16 protein-coding genes are annotated in these 18,398 nt (G+C 37.3%); 8 read left to right on the forward strand and 8 right to left on the reverse strand.

The features are described from left to right. Positions 1 to 385: 385 nt before the first annotated feature. Positions 386 to 727 carry a helix-turn-helix transcriptional regulator gene (locus tag ACQ76T_RS05290; protein WP_431342287.1) on the forward strand — a complete coding sequence of 114 codons (342 nt, stop codon included), beginning with the start codon at positions 386 to 388 and terminating at the stop codon, positions 725 to 727. A gap of 14 nt (positions 728 to 741) precedes the next feature. Here ACQ76T_RS05290 and ACQ76T_RS05295 read toward each other — a convergent pair whose 3' ends face one another. Beyond that, positions 742 to 1,476, reverse strand: a complete 735-nt coding sequence (locus ACQ76T_RS05295) for an MBL fold metallo-hydrolase (RefSeq protein ID WP_431342288.1) — start codon at positions 1,474 to 1,476, stop codon at positions 742 to 744. Between the two features lie 87 nt (positions 1,477 to 1,563). Beyond that, a complete protein-coding gene (locus ACQ76T_RS05300) occupies positions 1,564 to 2,322 on the reverse strand; it encodes an NUDIX hydrolase (protein ID WP_431342289.1) in 759 nt (252 codons plus the stop codon). 552 nt (positions 2,323 to 2,874) lie between these two features. On the opposite strand from ACQ76T_RS05300, the gene ACQ76T_RS05305 reads away from it, so the two are divergent. Continuing rightward, on the forward strand, positions 2,875 to 4,065 hold the full coding sequence (locus tag ACQ76T_RS05305; RefSeq protein WP_431342290.1) for an MFS transporter: 1,191 nt from the start codon (positions 2,875 to 2,877) through the stop codon (positions 4,063 to 4,065). Positions 4,066 to 4,146: 81 nt separating this feature from the next. Here ACQ76T_RS05305 and ACQ76T_RS05310 read toward each other — a convergent pair whose 3' ends face one another. Next, a complete protein-coding gene (locus tag ACQ76T_RS05310; RefSeq protein ID WP_431342291.1) occupies positions 4,147 to 4,530 on the reverse strand; it encodes a winged helix-turn-helix transcriptional regulator in 384 nt (127 codons plus the stop codon). Positions 4,531 to 4,689: 159 nt separating this feature from the next. On the opposite strand from ACQ76T_RS05310, the gene ACQ76T_RS05315 reads away from it, so the two are divergent. From ACQ76T_RS05315 to ACQ76T_RS05340, 6 genes are all read left to right on the forward strand, one after another. After that, complete coding sequence (locus ACQ76T_RS05315) at positions 4,690 to 5,628, forward strand: alpha/beta hydrolase (RefSeq protein ID WP_431342292.1); 939 nt, start codon at positions 4,690 to 4,692, stop codon at positions 5,626 to 5,628. After that, positions 5,628 to 6,788: an MFS transporter gene (locus ACQ76T_RS05320; RefSeq protein ID WP_431342293.1), complete on the forward strand. Its 1,161-nt coding sequence runs from the start codon at positions 5,628 to 5,630 to the stop codon at positions 6,786 to 6,788. Before ACQ76T_RS05315 ends, ACQ76T_RS05320 begins: the two co-directional genes overlap by 1 nt. A gap of 75 nt (positions 6,789 to 6,863) precedes the next feature. Then, positions 6,864 to 7,565, forward strand: a complete 702-nt coding sequence (locus ACQ76T_RS05325; protein WP_431342294.1) for a DsbA family oxidoreductase — start codon at positions 6,864 to 6,866, stop codon at positions 7,563 to 7,565. A 121-nt stretch (positions 7,566 to 7,686) separates the two neighbouring features. Continuing rightward, entirely contained in the window at positions 7,687 to 8,268 is a 582-nt protein-coding gene (locus tag ACQ76T_RS05330; RefSeq protein WP_431342295.1) for a nucleosidase, read from the forward strand. A gap of 69 nt (positions 8,269 to 8,337) precedes the next feature. Further along, positions 8,338 to 8,913: a Crp/Fnr family transcriptional regulator gene (locus ACQ76T_RS05335; RefSeq protein WP_431342296.1), complete on the forward strand. Its 576-nt coding sequence runs from the start codon at positions 8,338 to 8,340 to the stop codon at positions 8,911 to 8,913. A gap of 271 nt (positions 8,914 to 9,184) precedes the next feature. Next, the gene (locus ACQ76T_RS05340; protein WP_431342297.1) at positions 9,185 to 9,997 is read left to right on the forward strand and encodes an alpha/beta hydrolase; all 813 of its coding nucleotides are present in this window, start codon (positions 9,185 to 9,187) and stop codon (positions 9,995 to 9,997) included. Between the two features lie 79 nt (positions 9,998 to 10,076). On the opposite strand, the gene ACQ76T_RS05345 is transcribed toward ACQ76T_RS05340, so the two are convergent. The 5 genes from ACQ76T_RS05345 to ACQ76T_RS05365 all read right to left on the reverse strand — a co-directional run bounded on the left by ACQ76T_RS05345 (position 10,077) and on the right by ACQ76T_RS05365 (position 18,363). After that, entirely contained in the window at positions 10,077 to 11,492 is a 1,416-nt protein-coding gene (locus tag ACQ76T_RS05345) for a serine hydrolase domain-containing protein (protein ID WP_431342298.1), read from the reverse strand. A 199-nt stretch (positions 11,493 to 11,691) separates the two neighbouring features. Next, positions 11,692 to 13,044, reverse strand: coding sequence for an MATE family efflux transporter (locus ACQ76T_RS05350; protein ID WP_431342299.1), 1,353 nt, complete (start codon positions 13,042 to 13,044; stop codon positions 11,692 to 11,694). Beyond that, entirely contained in the window at positions 13,020 to 14,333 is a 1,314-nt protein-coding gene (locus ACQ76T_RS05355) for a lysine N(6)-hydroxylase/L-ornithine N(5)-oxygenase family protein (RefSeq protein WP_431342300.1), read from the reverse strand. The genes ACQ76T_RS05350 and ACQ76T_RS05355 overlap by 25 nt, the downstream gene beginning before the upstream one ends. A 111-nt stretch (positions 14,334 to 14,444) precedes the next feature. Continuing rightward, positions 14,445 to 16,868: a GNAT family N-acetyltransferase gene (locus ACQ76T_RS05360; protein ID WP_431342301.1), complete on the reverse strand. Its 2,424-nt coding sequence runs from the start codon at positions 16,866 to 16,868 to the stop codon at positions 14,445 to 14,447. Continuing rightward, on the reverse strand, positions 16,846 to 18,363 hold the full coding sequence (locus tag ACQ76T_RS05365) for a pyridoxal phosphate-dependent decarboxylase family protein (protein ID WP_431342302.1): 1,518 nt from the start codon (positions 18,361 to 18,363) through the stop codon (positions 16,846 to 16,848). The genes ACQ76T_RS05360 and ACQ76T_RS05365 overlap by 23 nt, the downstream gene beginning before the upstream one ends. Between the last annotated feature and the right edge of the window lie 35 nt (positions 18,364 to 18,398).

The raw sequence follows: 18,398 nt of genomic DNA on the forward strand, positions 1-18,398 counted from the left end.
AAAAGTATCTAAAGAACCCGTTACATTTATCCACCGTTAAAAAAACGACTGTAAACAATAGAAAAGCTCTTTTAAGAAAGGAATTATGAGATTTTGCATAAAAATAGAACGTGGTATGTATGTGGTATGCAGTTTTAACAAAATTTTAATGATTTTCTTTTTCTTTGCTTTACATAAAAATGAAATAATATTCTGATGTCATCATGTATTTGATATCCATATCCTATGGAGCATCCAATCATTTTGAAAATACTTGAATTTCGGATACATGAAAATCATTTTATTATTTGTGCAGTATTATCAATAGCCACTTTGATAATAGAAAAGAGCCTGTACTGATGCAAAAAAGTTACCGCATCAGTAATTTTTAGCGATGAGAAAAATTATGAAAAACAAAACAACTAAATCCAATGTAGAGGATTTGAATCAGAGAATTCTTGTACAAGATGAAATTATGGCATTAGCCAAAGCAAATTCTCCTCGTTTGCTGAATAAATTTAGATTGGTATATCCTGATTTTTTCAACAAGCTATCTGCCATTCAGCCCGCTTTAAAAAATTCTGAACTTATATTCTGTATTTACCTTAAGCTTAACATGACCACGAAAGAGATTGCTACTTATATCTTTGTGACGCCAAAAGCCATCCAAAACCGTAAAAACCGGATCAGAAAAAAACTTAACATCCCTTCCGAATTTGATATCTATAAATGGTTTAATGAAATTTAAACCATTTTTTAGACTTACAGTTCAATAACGGATTGTTCCAAATCGTGGTAAAGAAGTATTTTCCAGTTCTCTTCCCGGGCTTCTTTTTCCCATTTCAATCTCAGTTCCATTGCTTTTCTGCCGTCAAAATCACTTTTATAGGCCAAATGATATTTCAAATAAGAGGCTTGCGGCAGATCATCAGCACCATAAAATGCGGTTTCTCCATTTTCTTTGATCCAAAAAACCTGCATAAAAGGAGTGTGACCACCAACTACTTCGTAAAAAATTTCTTCTGTGATTTGCCCTTCATTCTCTTCCATCCAGACAATATTGGGTAGAGCGATCAGTTGTTCCAGCCTTTCAAAATCGAAAGAAGGATTTTCTTTATTTTCCAAAGCAAAATCCAGTTCCCGTTTTTGAATATAAATTTCGGCATTGGGAAATACAGCTTCAAAACTACCTTCATCATTTAATCTAACCGTACCGTCAATATGATCTTTATGAAGGTGTGAAAACAGCAGTTTGGTAATCTGACCTGGGCTGATCCCGTTTTTGTGAAGGATTGTAGAAAGAACTGAAGTTCCCTGGTCATTTTTCCAACCTATTCCAGCATCTAAAAGGATATAGTCATTTTCGGTAATGATGAGGAAAGGTTGTACAGACATTTTGATGCCTTTAACGGTATCAAAGTTTTCTTCCGTTAAAAGGGTAAAGTCTTTGGTTTTGCTCGCAGAGAAATTGCCTTCTTTGAGTGGGATGATTTTCATGATGCAAATTTCTTTAATATTTCTAAAATTTCAAAGGATTTCCATCAATCAGCATGATCAACAAAAGCAATTGTAAAAGAAAGAATATTACCAGTGATTTAAACCTTTTTGCAGAGCTTTTGTATAGTTTTCATAATCAAAAGAATAGAGGTCCGGAGATTTATGAGCCCCACCGCGACGTTGTTCTTTCAGTTTTTTGACTATTCCTGAATTTTGAATTTTTCTGTAAAAATTACCACGGTTCAGTGTTTTTCCTAAGATGACTTCATAGAGTTTCTGTAGATCCGGAAGGGTGAATTTTATTGGAAGAAGATTATATCCAATAGGTTTGGAGGAAATTTTTTCCCTAAGTGTAAGGAGTGCTTTTTCTATAATTTCCCGATGATCCATAGCGAGTTGTATTTCCGGAAGCTGTGTAAGGCGGATCCATTCACAGGTTTCACTTATTTCGTCCGCTCGGGGATTGCTTTCATGAGAATTGTAAAGGGCATAATATCCCACAGTAATAAAACGCTGTTTCTGAAAAAGAGAGTCTTCAAAGTCTTCAAAATAAAAATCATTTCTGTTTTTCCTGCCAAAAACTCCGAACTCTTCGAGATAAATGTCTTTAATTCCGGTCCGGGACTCTAAAATTCTCACTACAGCTTCATCCAGATCCTCCTCCTTTTTTATATAGCCTCCAGGGAGAAGCCATTGCTTTCTGTAATTCATTTTAGTTAATAAAACCTTCAATTCATTCTCATCAAAGCCAAAAATTACAGGATCGGCAGAAAGGTGAGGGAGATAAATTTCTTTAGCTTCAACAGACTTATTGATGAACTGTTTTCTAGAGTCGATTTCATTCATAATTTGTTGTATATCATAAATATAAGGAAAAAAGTTTAATATGTTGAAAAAATCCTTTATTACTGCTGTTTTTAAGTGAAAAGTCTATTGTTTGAAGTTACTTTTGATTGGAAATATTAACGCAAAGTTTATTAATGATTGCGTTTTATTTTTAAAGAGCAAAGTAATGCGACTTTGTCGCTGATGAAGCGGTATGCTTATAGGTCAGCTTCGACGAATCAACAACGTTGATTCTATTCTTTGCTCTCTTACAATTAACAGTTTTAAGAATGAAGCTTTGCGACAAAAAAACAGATCATCAATACATTATTTTTTTAATCAAAAAAATCCTCAAAGAATATTGATTTATATAAAAATTTGAATGGTACATAAAGAAATGGCTTAAGAATTTAAACAATCTCTTACTATGACAGATTAAATTAATAATTTGTTTTTATTAAAATAACTACCTTTGACCTCTTAAAAGCAATAGATATCAGATGCTGTTTTTTTGTTTAATAAGATTCTGATTATCCGGACTGGCTTTCTATTCATAAAAATTTTATTTGTAATATGCAGGAGAATTCTACTAACGGTATTTCCCGTACAGTGATATGGCTAATGGCTGTTATTTCAGGGCTTGTAGTCGCCAATAATTATTATAACCAGCCTTTACTGGCTCTTATTTCTGATGATCTTCATGTTTCGGAAAGTGCAGCGAGCAGGATCTCTGTACTCACTCAGATCGGATATGCACTGGGATTATTACTGATTGTACCACTTGGAGATAAATTTTTCCGTAAAAAATTGATTCTTATTGATCTTTTTCTTGTATTTGGATCTTTATTGTGGATGACTTTTGCCAATGAGCTCTGGATGTTGTATGCTGCAAGCTTACTGATTGGGGCAACCTCTGTTATTCCACAGCTTTTTGTTCCGATCGCGGCAGAGCTTTCATCAGATAAAGAGAAATCTTCTAATATCGGGCTTGTAATGTCGGGACTTTTGCTGGGTATTCTTCTCTCCCGTTTTGTGGGTGGTATTGTAGGTGAAGTTTGGGGATGGAGAGCAATGTTTGGTATTGCAGCAGGATTGATGATAGTAGTCTGGATAGCGGTTTACAAAATGCTTCCGGAACTCCATCCTAATTTTAAAGGAACCTATAAAGAGTTAATGCGTTCCGTAGCTCATCTTGCGAAGACACAACCTATTCTTCAGCTGGCATCCTTCCGTGGAGCGATGGCCTTTGGATCTATGTGTGCACTGTTTACCACGTTGGTTTTTCACATGGAGAAACCGCCTTTTAATGCCGGGTCTTCTGTGGTAGGTAGTTTTGGACTGGCAGGTGCGGTAGGAGCTCTGGCTGCGGCTAAAGTGGGTAAATTACAGAAATATATGGATATCAATAGAATTATATTGTATTCACTTCTTATTGTGATAGGAAGCTGGGGTTTCACTTATTTTGCAGGAGAAACGTATTGGGGGCTGATTGTAGGGGTAATATTGGTGGATCTTGGTGTGCAGTCCAGCCACATCATGAATCAGACCAATTATTTCCTGATAAAATCTAATGCAGTTAACCGTCTGAATACTGTGTATATGGTTTCTTATTTCATTGGAGGTTCTTTGGGGACATGGCTGGCTTCAGTGGCGTGGCAGAAGGCGCAATGGGGTGGTGTTTGCTTTGTTGGAGCCACATTTGGAGTATTGGCGCTTATTGCTCATATTCTTTTTAGCCAAAAAGTGAATAAAGCAGAAAATTAATAAATAAAAAACGTAAAGGCTTAAAAATTTTAAACCTTTACGTTTTTTATATCAATTAAATAGGTGGATGAAAAATCCCGATTAGGGCTGTTCTTCAAGTATTTCCTCTTTCTGAACGAGATTTCTGTGTTTTCCGCCCCATTCGCTCAAAGAATTCCAGATAGGAACTAGTTCTTTGGCTATAGCTGTAAGTTCATAATCTACTCTTGGAGGTACCTGAGCATATACGGTTCTTTTTAACAATCCTTCCTTTTCGAGCTCTCTCAACTGAAGAGTCAGCATTCTTTCCGTGATTCCTGAAATCGCTTTCCTGAGCTCGCTGAAACGCATTTTTTCATCCTTTAATTTATCTAAAATCAGGAGTTTCCATCTTCCGCCAATTTTACACACCGCATAGGTGAGATCACATTCATGCATATACTGTCTGTTGATGCTGTTGGTTGAAGTTTCTTTTATTTTTCCCATTACTTACAAATTTGTTAGTACCATACAATTCGCTGTATACCGTGCAAATGTAAGGCTTAGGTTTTAATTTTGCCAACAGAAAACGAAAATATACAGCAGTAAAGAACAATGGCGCTTATGTTCACTGCAAAAAGTAGTAACCTCAATTTAAAAACAGTAATGCAATTAACACATAAAGTTATCCAAATATTAGATCATTTAGAAAAGATACAGCCATTTAATGCAAAAGATCCATTAGATGGAACCCGAAAATATCTTGAGACAATGTCTCTCCAGCTTAGTGGAAAAAAAGAGTCTGTGGCTGTGATCGAAGAATTAAGTATTTCAAAAGAAAATCATTCAATTCCGCTTCGTATTTATCGTCCAAAAGGGAAGAATGCTCAAAACTCATCTGCGATTATTTATATCCACGGCGGTTGGTTTATTGCAGGAGGATATGAAACCCACGATGCTGTAGCCCGAAAACTGGCCAATAAAACAGGATCTGCAGTTATTTTTGTAGATTATCGCTTAGCTCCGGAACATCCTTTCCCGGCAGGTTTTAATGACTGTATCGATACTGTTGAATGGGTTGTAGAAAATGCAGAAACCTTAGGGATTGACAGAAGCCAGATAGGAATTATAGGAGACAGCGCAGGAGGAGCTCTTGCAACAGCTGTTTCTACGCAGCTAGGAAAGTATTTTCAATTTCAGGTATTGATTTATCCGGCTGCTGATAATAACCTGAATTCAGAATCCTGGAAAACCTATGAAAACGGGCCGGTTCTCAACAAACCGGGTGGAGTAGAAGCCTGGAATTATTACCTTCCTGAACATGAAGCTGATAATCCTCTTGCGATCCCCGTTTTAATAAAAGATTTTAAAGAAACTCCGGCTACTTTGATTATTCTGGCGGAGCATGATCCTTTGATAGATGACGGAAAAAAGCTTTCTGAGAATATGAAAAATGCAGGTGTGCCATTGCAGATAAGCTTTTATAAAGATATGATCCATGGATTTATGCATATGGGTGAAATACTGGATGAAACACAGATGGCAATAGATGAGATGGCTTCTTTTGCACATCAGAATTTGGGAAATATTCAAGAAGGCCTGTAATGAAAAAATACGCTTACATTGGATCTCTGGGATTAATTGCGGTTATTACCACTGAATTTGGGATTATCGGAATTCTTCCACAAGTTGCAGAACATTATAAAATCAGTATAGATAAAGCCGGGTATTTACTAAGTGCTTTTGCGTTGGTTATTGCATTAACGGGACCTTTCATGACTCTGCTTACCTCAGGAATTGACCGGAAGAAAATAATGATAGCCTCTATTTTTATGTTTCTGATCACCGGAATGGTTTCCTCCTTTTCTCCTCCTTTCTGGCTATTAATGATTGTAAGAGTACTTCCTGCTTTTTTACAGCCAGTTTACATTGCAACTGCGTTGTCTGTTGCTGTATCTCAGGCAGGTGAAGATAAGAAAAATGAACTGATGAGCATCGTATTTAATGGGGTAACTATTGCTATGGTGACAACCGTTCCTTTTGCTACATGGATATCAGGCCTTTTTTCATGGGAATATTCTTTTATGATACAGACTGTGGTAAGTCTCATTGCCTTGGTGGTGATTCAGTTGATGCTGCCTTCCATTCCGGTGAAAGAAAAGAAATCTTATGGGAGTCAGCTTACTATTTTAAAAAAGCCACTGTTTATCCTAAGTACTTTGACTAATTTTTTCATGATTACTGCCTGGTTTTCTACTTATAGTTACTTTGCCGATTATCTGAGTAAAGCAAAAGGAATGAATACTTCAATGATTAGCTATATGCTTCTCTTATTCGGTATTATAGGAATTCTGGCCAATTGGATCGCAGGTAAAATGCTGAACAAAAATGTGGCGGGAACAACTGCTTTTTTCCTTTCGGGAACGGTTCTTATTCCGATTCTCTTTTATGTTTCGGATGGCAATCTCTGGGCCACGATTGTGGTAATTGGTATTTGGGGATTTCTTTATTCACCAAGCTTTTTGAATGCTTCAACCTATATGATCTCATCCGCACCCCATGCATTAGAATTTGCCAATAGTCTTGCCACCTCATTCGGAAACCTTGGAGTTACCTTAGGAACAACACTTGGTGGATGGATCATCGTTACACAAGGAGCACAATACATTCCATGGATTGGATTGGTTTTTGGGCTGCTTGCATTTTTAATGATGATGCTAAGAGGCCTGATTGAAAAACGTACCCGTGAGCTATCTGCCTGTTAAAATTAAATTGTAATAAATTTTGTTACATTAATGAAATTTGTTAAATTTGTAGTATTCAATTTAATATAAAATACAATGAAAATAGAAATATGGTCGGATGTAATGTGTCCGTTTTGCTATATCGGAAAAAATAATTTTGAACAGGCTTTGGAAAAACTGCCATTCAAAGGAGAAGTAGAAGTAGAGTGGAAGAGTTTTCAGCTGGATCCAACTCTAGATCCTAAAGAGACGAAGAATACCATTGAGTACTTTAGAGAGAAAAAAGGTTTCCCGGAAGCGCAGGCTACACAAATGTTGAGCCAGGTAACACAAATGGGAAAAGGGGCTGGTATTGATTTTAACTTCGAGAAAGCCTTAATCACCAATACTTTTAGTGCCCACAGGCTGCTTCATCTGGCAAAAAAGCACCAAAAGTCTAATGAGATGGAAGAAGCTTTATTTATCGCTCATTTTATCGATGGAAAAAATGTAGGGGATACAGACGTGTTGGTTTCTTTAGCTGAAAATTTGGGAATTGACAGAGAAGAAGCAATACAGGCAGTTACCTCTGAGCAGTTGGATTACGAAGTGAATCAGGATATTATGGAAGCAAGAAACAATGGGGTTTCCGGAGTTCCTTTCTTTGTTTTGAACGGCAAATATGCAGTTTCCGGAGCTCAGCCGGTAGAGGTTTTTGAAAACGCTCTCCAGCAAACGTATAAAGAAACGGTGAGTCCTTTTAAAGATCTTTCCGGAGAAAGCGGAGCTTCCTGTGATGCCGACGGATGCAGCATTTAAATATATACCCCCAAACAGTTTCAATTGTTTTGGGGGTAATTTTTATTAAAGATTGATTCTTCATCATAACTGTTGTATCTTTGTGAAGCAGTAAGAATACTGTACAAAATCCAATATTTCAATGATTAAAATTAATAATGAACTTCATTATTCGATTGCAGATACTCTTTTTGTATTCGCACTGGATTCGGAAGCTGGGACTGTTTTTGACGGGAAAAATAAACTGATAACGGGAATAGGTAAAGTAAATGCAGCGATAGAGCTTACCAGAGAAATTCACCAGAAAAAGCCGAAGTTAATTGTCAATTTAGGTTCTGCAGGAAGTAAAGGATTCCATAAAGGAGAAGTGGTGTGCTGTACCAAATTTATTCAAAGAGATATGGATGTCAGAGGGCTTGGATTCAAACTATATGAAACTCCATTATCCGGAGTGCCGCCTGTGCTGGAATATGGTCTAAAAATGGATACTTTAAAAGAGGGAATCTGTGGAAGCGGAGACAGTTTTGAAATGAACCACACCGAAACAGATTATAATATTGTAGATATGGAAGCGTATCCGTTAGCATTGATTGCTCAAAAAGAAAATATCCCCTTTTTATGTCTTAAATATATTTCAGATGATGCCGGAAGTGATGCCGCTGATGAATGGAGTGTACAGGTGCATTTAGCTTCTGAAGCATTTAAGAGAATATTATTCTCTTAAAATCGGAAAGGTATGATCTCAATTATTATCAGGTAAACAAACATTCGGCCGATACACCGATTTTTCAATATGAATACCACGGAATTTTTAAATCAGATCAATCAGTATTATCTACTATCTGATGAGACTATGACTGCGTTGCTAAATATCTGTACAGAAGATAAATACAGCAAAAATGATCTTCTTTTGGAGGCTGGAAATATGGCGAGGTATTACTATTTTATCAAATCCGGATTGGTAGGATATTATACAACAGATCAGCAGGGAGATACCATTTATAAGATTTTCTTTGAAGAAAACAGCTTTGTAGCTTCCACTGCCGCCATTATAAAAAATGAACCCAGTGATTTCAATATTATCGCTTTGGAAGACTGCTCGGTCATACAATATCCGGTGAAGGCCTACAGAGATCTGTTGACAAAACATCATGATCTGGCTCTTTTTCAGATGCACTATCTGGAGAAAAACTGGGTAGTAAAAAAAGAACCTTTGGAAGTGTCTTTAAAATATGAGACCGCCAAACAGCGCTATCTACAGCTCCTTGAAAACGAATCCCTTTACAAAAGATTAAAGCAGCATCATATCGCTTCTTATCTTGGTATTACTCCTACACAACTCAGCCGAATAAAAAAGGAAATAAATTAACAAAGGCTTCAACATATGTTGAGGCTTTTTCGTTTTTTTCAGGAGATCTTTGTATCATCATACGATCAGACTGCATCTGTAGAAAAGCAAAAAATGAATGTGTAAAACCGGTTTTCTCCTGTTGTTTTAATCTTATTTTGTCTTTTTGGACAAAAACACCCATTTTTAGAAGCTAAATCTGTTAAATATTTTATTTAAAATAAAAAACGATTTAAATTTATACAAGATACACTCTGATGTTATGCGTATTATTAATTAAATATTTCTCAGCATGAAAAAGTTATTCAACATTGTATTGGTTCTGACGGCTTTTGTACAGTTGTCGGCACAAAAAATCATTCACCAGGAAGTTTTCAGTCCGAAAATGAATAAAAAGATTAAAACCATTATTATTACTCCCAATATACAGCCCAATACGACCTATCCATCTGTTTATATTCTTCATGGTTTCAGCGGAAATCCGGACAGAATCATCAAACAGGATATTCCAGATCTTGTTCAGAAAGCTCAGCAAAATAAAACCATTTATGTTTTACCAGACGGAAACTACAGCTCATGGTATGTGGATAGCCCTATTGTTAAGGATTCTCAATACCAGACTTTTATAGGGAAGGAACTTGTGGAATTTATCGATAAAAATTATCCCGTAAAAGCCGAAAAGAAGTACCGAGGTATTTTAGGATGGAGTATGGGAGGCTATGGAGCAACTAACATCGGAGTTACTTACAGCAAAACATTTGGGATTGTAGGAAGTTCATGTGGTGCTTTAGATTTTACAGTGTTTGGTGAAGGATATCAGAAGTATATGGTGAATAAAGTTGTAGGTCCAATAGAATCTATAAACCCAGGTTTTCTAACTGACAATAAAATAAAACTCATGGCCGGAGCAGGTCAGCAGTATATTTTTGACTGTGGAACGGATGATACTCAAATGATTGGTATGAACAGAAATTTTCATAAAAAACTTACTGAGCAAAAGATACAGCATCTGTACACAGAATCTCTTGGAGGACATGTTACCGAATACTGGAGCAGATCATTATCCGAACAATTGGCGTTATTTGACCGATTTTTTAAACAATAAATGTAAGCCTCTCATTATGAATGAGGGGCTTGTTTTTTAGAATAGAGCCAGAAATGGTGCTTTTCTTTTCTAATAGTAGCTATTCTTCTTTGGAAAACAGATAATTTGAAGCGCCTCCCTGTTTAAAATCCATGGTGTGTTTGTTGGGATCAAAAGCCATTCGGATATCAGCATTGTCGAATATGAAAACATGATTTTCATAAGCAACCATAGGGAAAGCGTTTTGTCCTTCTGCTAAAGCCTGACCATACAAAGCACCCTCTTTTACAAATATCTTCAGCTTCATTGGAAAATCTATGGAAGAGTAAGTTCCTGCATACTTCTGAAGTTGGTCGGCAGTTAATTGAACCGTTTTCAGATTTTCGGTGGCTAACTTTTCATTATACAGGATTTTTCGAACGCTTTCGATGGGAATCTTGGTAAAAGGTGTCATATTATTTTGAAGAATAATGAAAGTTTTATCGTTATCTATATGTCGCTCTATAAAAGTAGAGTAGCCAGCCCAACCTCCGGAATGGTTGACAATTTTGCCATATGGGGTTTTGTCTTTAATGAGCCATCCAAAACCATAATTGGTTTCTTTGCCGTTAGCGGTAGTGATCCCATTAAAAATCAGTTTTTTATCATTCTCGTTGACCAATTTGTCTGTATATAATGCTCTGTCCCATTTCAGAAGATCTTCCAGGGTAGAGTTCACCATTCCGTCCCCTACAATACCATCCAGATAATAACTGTAATATTCTTTTCCTTTGCTGTCCGGAAGAAATTTGTCTCCTGATTGATCCGCTTCATATCCTAATGCATAATTGGCAATAGTCATGGGCTGATAGCGGCTTCTGTATATCAGGGTATGATCCATTCCTAAAGGTTTGAAAATATTCTGGCTTAGAAATTCGCCGAAGTTTTTTTTAGAAACGCGCTCTATAATACTTGCCAAAAGCGCATACCCTGTATTGCTGTATTCAAATTGTTGATTAGGCTCAAATTCAAGAGTAGGTTTGTATTTTGCAAACTCACGGATAATATCATCGTTGGTGGCAAATTGGGTTTTGTCCCAGTTTTTTTCGAGCAATTCCATATAATCAGGAAGACCGCTGGTATGATTAAGAAGATTTCTTACGGTAATTTTATCATAAAACGACAGTTCAGGAATGTATTTTGATATTTTGTCATCATAATTCAGCTTTCCTGCTTTTTGTAACAGAACAATTCCCGCTGCTGTAAATTGTTTGGATACAGAAGCCAGTTCAAAAGTACTTTTGACATCAAGCTTACGTCCGGTTTTCTCATCAGCCAGTCCATAGCTTTTTTCGAAAATAGGCTGGCCTTTATCAGCAACCAGCACATTTCCGTTAAATTTTTTCTGGTTGTGTAAAGTTGTGAAAAGACTGTCCAGTGTTTTAGTTTGATTCTGTGCGTAGATCCCTACGGTAAAAAGCACCATTGGGAGGGCGATTAGTTTTTTTGTAACATGTGTGATTTTTTGTTTTGTCATGATGGCTAGTTTTTACATTAAATATGTGCTTTCAGTGAATATTCAAAAGTATATGTCGTATTTTGCTGAGATATGTTTCACTTAATTATTTTTTTTATTGAAATATCGTGAAAATAAAAAACCCTGAGGAAAGGTCCTCAGAGTTACAATAAAACAAAAGATTGATATGTTGGATTTTATATTGTTGTAATATAGTGTTTTAAGTGTAGTTATTTCTAAATTTGTTTAACTTGAATTTATAATTTTTAAGCAATAATAACGTGACAATTCCTACGACCAATTCTATCAATGCGCTTCCCCAGTAGATACTTTTAATTCCAAAATAATGGGGCAAAATCAGCATCAAAGGAATGTAAAGAATGATCTGTCGGAAGAAAACCAGAAAGCTCGCTTTTTTGCTCTGATTCACGGCAGGATAGTAGGAAAGCGCCAATACCGTAACGGGAAGCAGAGGTAGTACCGAAAAGAACAATCTGAAATCAATGATCTGATGATGTTCTGCCGAATATCCCGGAAGCATCAGACCAATCAGTTGTTCCGGGAAAACCAAAGCAACCAGAAAGAAAGGCAAAAGTATACCTACACCGGCCAGAATATAGGTTTTAAGGAATCCTCCGGCTCTGCTAAACTGTCCGGCACCAAAATTAATACCTACTACAGGCTGCAACCCTCTCATCAATCCAAATAGTGGTGTCAGTAGGAAGAGGAAAAATCTATTCAGAACGGTAAAGAAAGAAATATCTCTTTCGGTACCATAAGCTGCAATCGCATTGAAGATAATAATACTCTGAATAACGCCCATCACAGACAAAATCATTTCGGGAAGACCGAGTTTTATTATTCTTTTTCCAATGGCTTTATCATAAGCAAAGGATTTCCAGTTGGTAGAAAAAGAACTTTTCCCTTTTGCATAATAATAAAAACCTAATAAAGAATAGATGAGCATTCCGCAGTTGGTTGCCCACGCAGCTCCAGCCACTCCCCATCCTAATACAGAGATAAAAACAGGTTTCAGGATGATGTCAATCACAAGTCCTACAGTGATCATTAAAGCGGCGGTTTTCATTTTTCCTTCGGCCCTTACAAGCATGTTTAAGGCTAAACCGTAGATCCAGAAAATAGTTCCTATCAAGGTTACCCGGAAATATTCCACAGCAATGGTTTGCAGATTACCTTTTGCCCCCATCATGGCCATGAGTTCATGAGCATAGATATAAGCGGGAACAGCACACAGAATAGAAAAGCATACACAAAGAACGTTGAAACTCCCGAATAATCTGTAGAGTTTATCCTTGTTATCTTCTCCAATCCAAATGCTTACAGCAGCTCCGGCACCTGTTCCGGCTAATCTTCCCAGTCCCAATACGATTTGAGAGAGAGGATAGGCCATTCCTACGGCCGCCAAAGCCTGTGTATTAATGAGATATCCTACGAAGATAGCATCCAGAAAGTTATTGATCCCATAGAGTACGATAGCCGCAACGGCAGGCCATGAAGTTTCCCACATGACCTTTTTCATATCACCTTCTAAGATGAATGTTTTGCGGTCCATGTCTTTTGGGTATTAAACTCCTGGAAAGCGATTCTTTTTTCTACTTTATAGATCTCTTTTCCGGCAATAGCATTAATGATCAGTGCGTTTCGGTAAGCTCCCATTCCAAGGTCCGGGGTTACGAAACCATGCGTATGAAGCTCGGCATTCTGAACAAAAATATTCTCTGCCTGATCTATCGTGTAATATCTGCTTACTTCAAACAATCCTTCTTCGGTTCTCTGAATAAGACTTTCTATTCCTTTTAAGAACTTGGGTTCTTTATATTTGTAGCCTGTTGCCAGAATAATATAATCTGAAATATGAGTGAACGTTGTATTGTCCTGCATATGCGTGAAATTCATGGCATAAGAGTTTCCTTCAGGAGAAATACTGTCCAGCTGACAGCTTGGTCTTAATGCAACATTCAGGGGTGCATTGCCTACACTCATTCCGTATAATGTATCAAAGATATCGTTGATCAACTCAAAATTGATTCCTTTATAAAGAGGAGGCTGCTTGGCAAGGATTGCTTTTCGCTGTGAAGCCGGCATATTGTAAAAATGATCAACATATTCCGGGGAAGTAAGTTCAAGAGTTAATTTTGAATATTCCATAGGGAAGAAGCGGTCCGGTCTTGTAAACCAGCTCATGAATACTCCTTCTTCAGTTTCCGGAAGAAGATCCTGGAAAATTTCTGCTGCGCTTTGTCCGGAACCAATGATGGAAACAGATTGGGCATTGAGGATATTTTCTTTATTGTTCAGATATTCAGAAGTGTGGATGACATTTGGGAAATCTTTATCCTGCATGAATGAAGGTAAATTAGGCTGTGTACCTGTTCCCAATACGATCTTTTTAGCGTAATATTTCTTTACGTCATTGTTTTTAAGATCCAGAACATCAATGACAAAAATATTTTCAGTCTCATTAAATGTGATATTCTCTACTTTTTTCCCAAATAAGCAGCTTTGTAGTTGATTTGCTGCCCATTGACAGTACAGATTGTATTCTTTTCTTAAAATAAAGAAATCTTCTCTGATATAAAATTTATAAAGACGGTCCGTTTCCTTTAAAAAGTTGAGAAAGCTATATTTACTTTTTGGATCCGCCATTGTTACCAGATCGGCCATGAAAGGAACCTGTAAAGTAGCATTATCCAGCATCAGTCCCGGATGCCAGTCGAATCCTTCAGCCTGATCAAGGAATAATGCGGAAACAGTATCCACAGGCTCAAGAAGGGCTGCTAAACCAAGGTTGAAGGGACCAATTCCGATCCCGATAATATCATGTATTGTGTTGTTTTCCAATGTTTTGTATTTTAAAAGGTCATGTTGAAATGCTTCAGCTCCATTCATCAGGTATAGCTCCGTGAGTAGAGCCGAAGCTTTAATTATTTAATCTGTAAGAGATTTGTTTATCTAAGCATTATTGATTTCCAATTTGCTTTCCGGGCACTTTTCCCAGTAATTTTCACGGGTACAGAAAGTAAGATAAGCTGTTTTGTGAGGCATCGTAATCACTCCTTCTCTTGTATAACCCAGTTTTGTGATCAGTCTGTCTGTAGGAACCGCCTCTACAGAAGCTTCTCCAATACATTTTCCTACTTCAGGAAGAGAGAAAATATAATCTAACGCTACCTGGAAAGATTCGAAAGAATATTTTTTGTCTTTACGGGTTTCTGCAACAAAGAAATGAGTTCCGTAGTCTGTAGGAAGAGAATCGTAATACGCTCCCACAATGTCTCTCATAGGCCAGTACGGTTCAAAGCTGAATTGCGGAATGCCATTAATTTCTCCAATAAAGCTATGCTGTTCATCACTTGGAAGAATCGTTCTGAACCAAAGTTCAAGATCTCTTTTCGGCCCGTCCATTTTCCAGTAAGGTTTGGCGTGTTCCATATTGAACCATTCGTGGATCATCTCAAAATCATTTTCAATATCAAAAGGTCTGATGCTGATGGTTATATTCTCGTTTTCAAAATGACGGGAATATACGGTTTCTGTGGTATTGGGTTTGATCAGCTTGTGACTGTAGAAATATTTGGTAAGAGGATTAGGAGTGTCCAGGAAAACAGCTGGATATTCCAGGGATTCGTCTGCCTCATTGATGTTCTGTAAGCTGGTAATCAGGTTTCCTTTTGTGTACCAGTTTCTTTTGTTGGTAATATAGTTAACAAGACCTGTTTCGTCCTCATTTTCAAGTTCTTTGAATGCCTTGTATACCAGATTGATTAATTTTTTCTCTTCAACTAATCTGTTGCATCCTAAAGCATTAACTACTCCCAGGATATTATTCGTTACCAGATAATACGTGTATTTTGGAGCAAGAGATTCTTCATCAATAATAGACTGGCTTTCATCGGCAATTCCCGGAAGTGCTGCAGAAACCAGATCTTTTCGTCCTTCTCTAAAAAAGAATCCCTGATTGTCTCTGAAATAGATTTTTGCGGGGAATCCATTTTTATCAAGCTCTATCATTACATTCTGTTGGTGGAATTCACAGGCAAGTCCGTAAGTATTCAGGATTCTTACGATAGGCCTTACACAAAGATGTAGATATTGTTTGAACCATTCTACGGCAATTTTTTCGGTAGATTGTCCCAGTTTTTCAGCAGTTGTGGTAATGATATTCTGTAATCTTGAGGGTTTTCCAAGAATACCATCCTGACATAAAGCCGCCAAAAGGGTTACATTTTTATTTTTATTCTCGCCCTGGAAAGGATTTCGTCTGATGCTGATATTGAACCCGTTAATCACTTTGCCATCAAAGGTAACAGCCATAAAAGCAGGGTCAACCATAAAATCGATCTCAGGGAAATCTCTCTGAAGGTTTTTTCCCCAATCTGTTTTTAGAAGCATACTGATATCATACCCACGGTGAAGCTCCGGATATAAATTAATTCTTTCGGAATTGGTGATTTTTACATGCAGCGAAAATTTGAACATCCACTTGTTGTCTTCGCTGTATACCGTTCTTACCGATGAAGTAGGAGTGAAGTATTCTCCGTAATGTCCCAGAGCAAAAAGAATTCCCTGCTCTTCCATAATCTGTACATTTTCCTGACTTAATAGATAGTCTGCCTCCCATGGGTGCATCGGAAGAATGTGATATTCAGGATGCTGATCCCAAAGTTTTTTATGTTCCTCATTAAGGATGGGATAGATTTTCTCAGCCAATTCTTTACTTACAAGTTCTCCGTCAGCATTTTTTTCAATCATATTCTCAGGATTCACAAGGAAATAAAACAGTTGGAATCTTCCGGAAGTTTCAGGAGAATATTTCAATAGATCTTCACCATTGAAACCTTGTTTTGATTTTGGAACCGGATGCAGAATATGCCCAAGAATAAGAGACTGTTCCGCTTCAATGAAAGACATTTCCAGATCGTTAATCGGTTTCTTCGTATGTACCGAATGATAGAGATATTCTGTCAGATTGTCGATGCTGTTGTTTAATCTTTCCAAAACATTGGAAGCATCAATCCCCGGATGAATTTCTTTTGAATATTCTGCTGTAAGGGTCATAAAACCATAAACATCAAGCTCTGAAACTTCATCAGTAGCAAGAACTCTCATCAGAACAGGGAAATCGAAAAGGTGTCTTCCACTTTCAGAAAAATAGGCAACAGGTACATAAACATCACATCCTATAGATGAAAAATCTATTCTTATGTGCAGATTGGTCGGAGTTTCTTTAAGGTAAGCAGCAATGGCTTCGTCATATTTGGGAATGCCCAGATAGCGGCTCCAGTTGGTAAATTCTTTAAGGTAGCAGTTGATCAGGGAGGTGTAATTGATCTTTTCTGCGTATTCAGATATATTAGTTGACTTCAATGTATTCATTTCCGTATTTTTTAATGATGTTAAGTATAGATTTAATGTCTTCGATGGTGGTAAGAGGATTGAGGATGGTAAATTTCAGATAGAACTGTCCATTTACTTTAGTTCCTGCGGTAAGGGCATTTCCTTGTTTATAGAGTTGTGATTTGATGTATGTATTGATTCTGTTCAGATCAAATGTTTTAAAAGGATCGGCCGAATAGCGGAAAACAAGAGCTGAAATATCCGAAGAATTTAAAAGCTCAAAATGAGGATCGTTCTCTAAAGCTTCCACAGCTTCTCTGGCGGTTGTAATAATTCTGTCAATATAGTTCCCCAGACCTTTTTTTCCGATAATTCTAAGGGTAAACCAAAGTTTTAAGGCATCAAAACGTCTTGTGGTCTGTATAGATTTATTAACCTGGTTGGGAATTTCATCTTCATCATGATCTTTAGGATTCAGGTAATCCGCATAATGTGTGATGAGTCTGAAATAATTTTTATCCTTCACCAAAAATCCGCTGCTGCTCACGGGCTGGAAGAATGCTTTATGATAATCTACCGTTACAGAATCTGCTTCCTCAATTCCGTTGATGAGATGGCGGTGTTTGTCAGTTAAAAGTAAAGCACAACCATAAGCGGCATCTACGTGAAACCAAAGATTGTATTTCTTAGCAATTCCGGAGATATTGATAAGAGGATCTACGTTCCCAAAATCTGTGGTTCCGGCGGTGGCTACAACAGCAATCGGTATATTCCCGCTTTCAATTTCTTTTCTTACAGCATCTTCCAGCAATACACTGTTCATTCTGAAAGAACGGTCTGTTTTGATCTTAATAACAGCCTGTTCCCCAAGACCCAGCATAGAAGCACTTTTCTGAATGCTGAAATGAGCAGCTTCAGAAACAAAGATCCTGAAACGGTGAGCTTCTTTAGGAAGTCCGTCTTTTTTAATATTATGATTAAGGAATTTAGCAGAATAATGATCTCTTGCCAATAGCATACCCATCAAATTGCTTTGAGAACCTCCGCTGGTGAAAATTCCGTCGGATGTTTTGTTAAAACCAATTTCCCGGCATGTCCATTCTATAAGCTTCTGTTCCATTAAAGTTCCTCCGGCACTCTGATCCCAGGTGTCCAATGAAGAATTGATAGAACTGATCATCGCTTCTGCTGCCACAGCAGGAATAACTACAGGACAATTGAGATGGGCAACATATTTAGGATGATGGAAGGCGATGGCGTGTTGTGTATAAAGATCGTTTACTTCGTCAAAAAGCTCTTCATAGCTGATGGGAGGGGCGTTCAGATCTATATATTCAAATTGTTTCCTCAGCTCTTTTGGGGAAACCCCGCTGAAAGGCTGGCGGGTATCTTCTAAAAAAGCAATAACACTCTGTTGCGCTCTGTGCATTGCATTCTGATATTCGTGAATGTTGATATCACAGAATAAATTTTCCAGATTTGGGAAAAGACTTTCCTTCTCCGATACAATCTGCTCGGTAATTGATGTATTCATAGATATGTGAGTTAGTGTGATTTTACTCTCTACAA

Source organism: Chryseobacterium sp. JK1, from assembly GCF_050632815.1.
Taxonomy (GTDB): Bacteria; Bacteroidota; Bacteroidia; order Flavobacteriales; family Weeksellaceae; genus Chryseobacterium.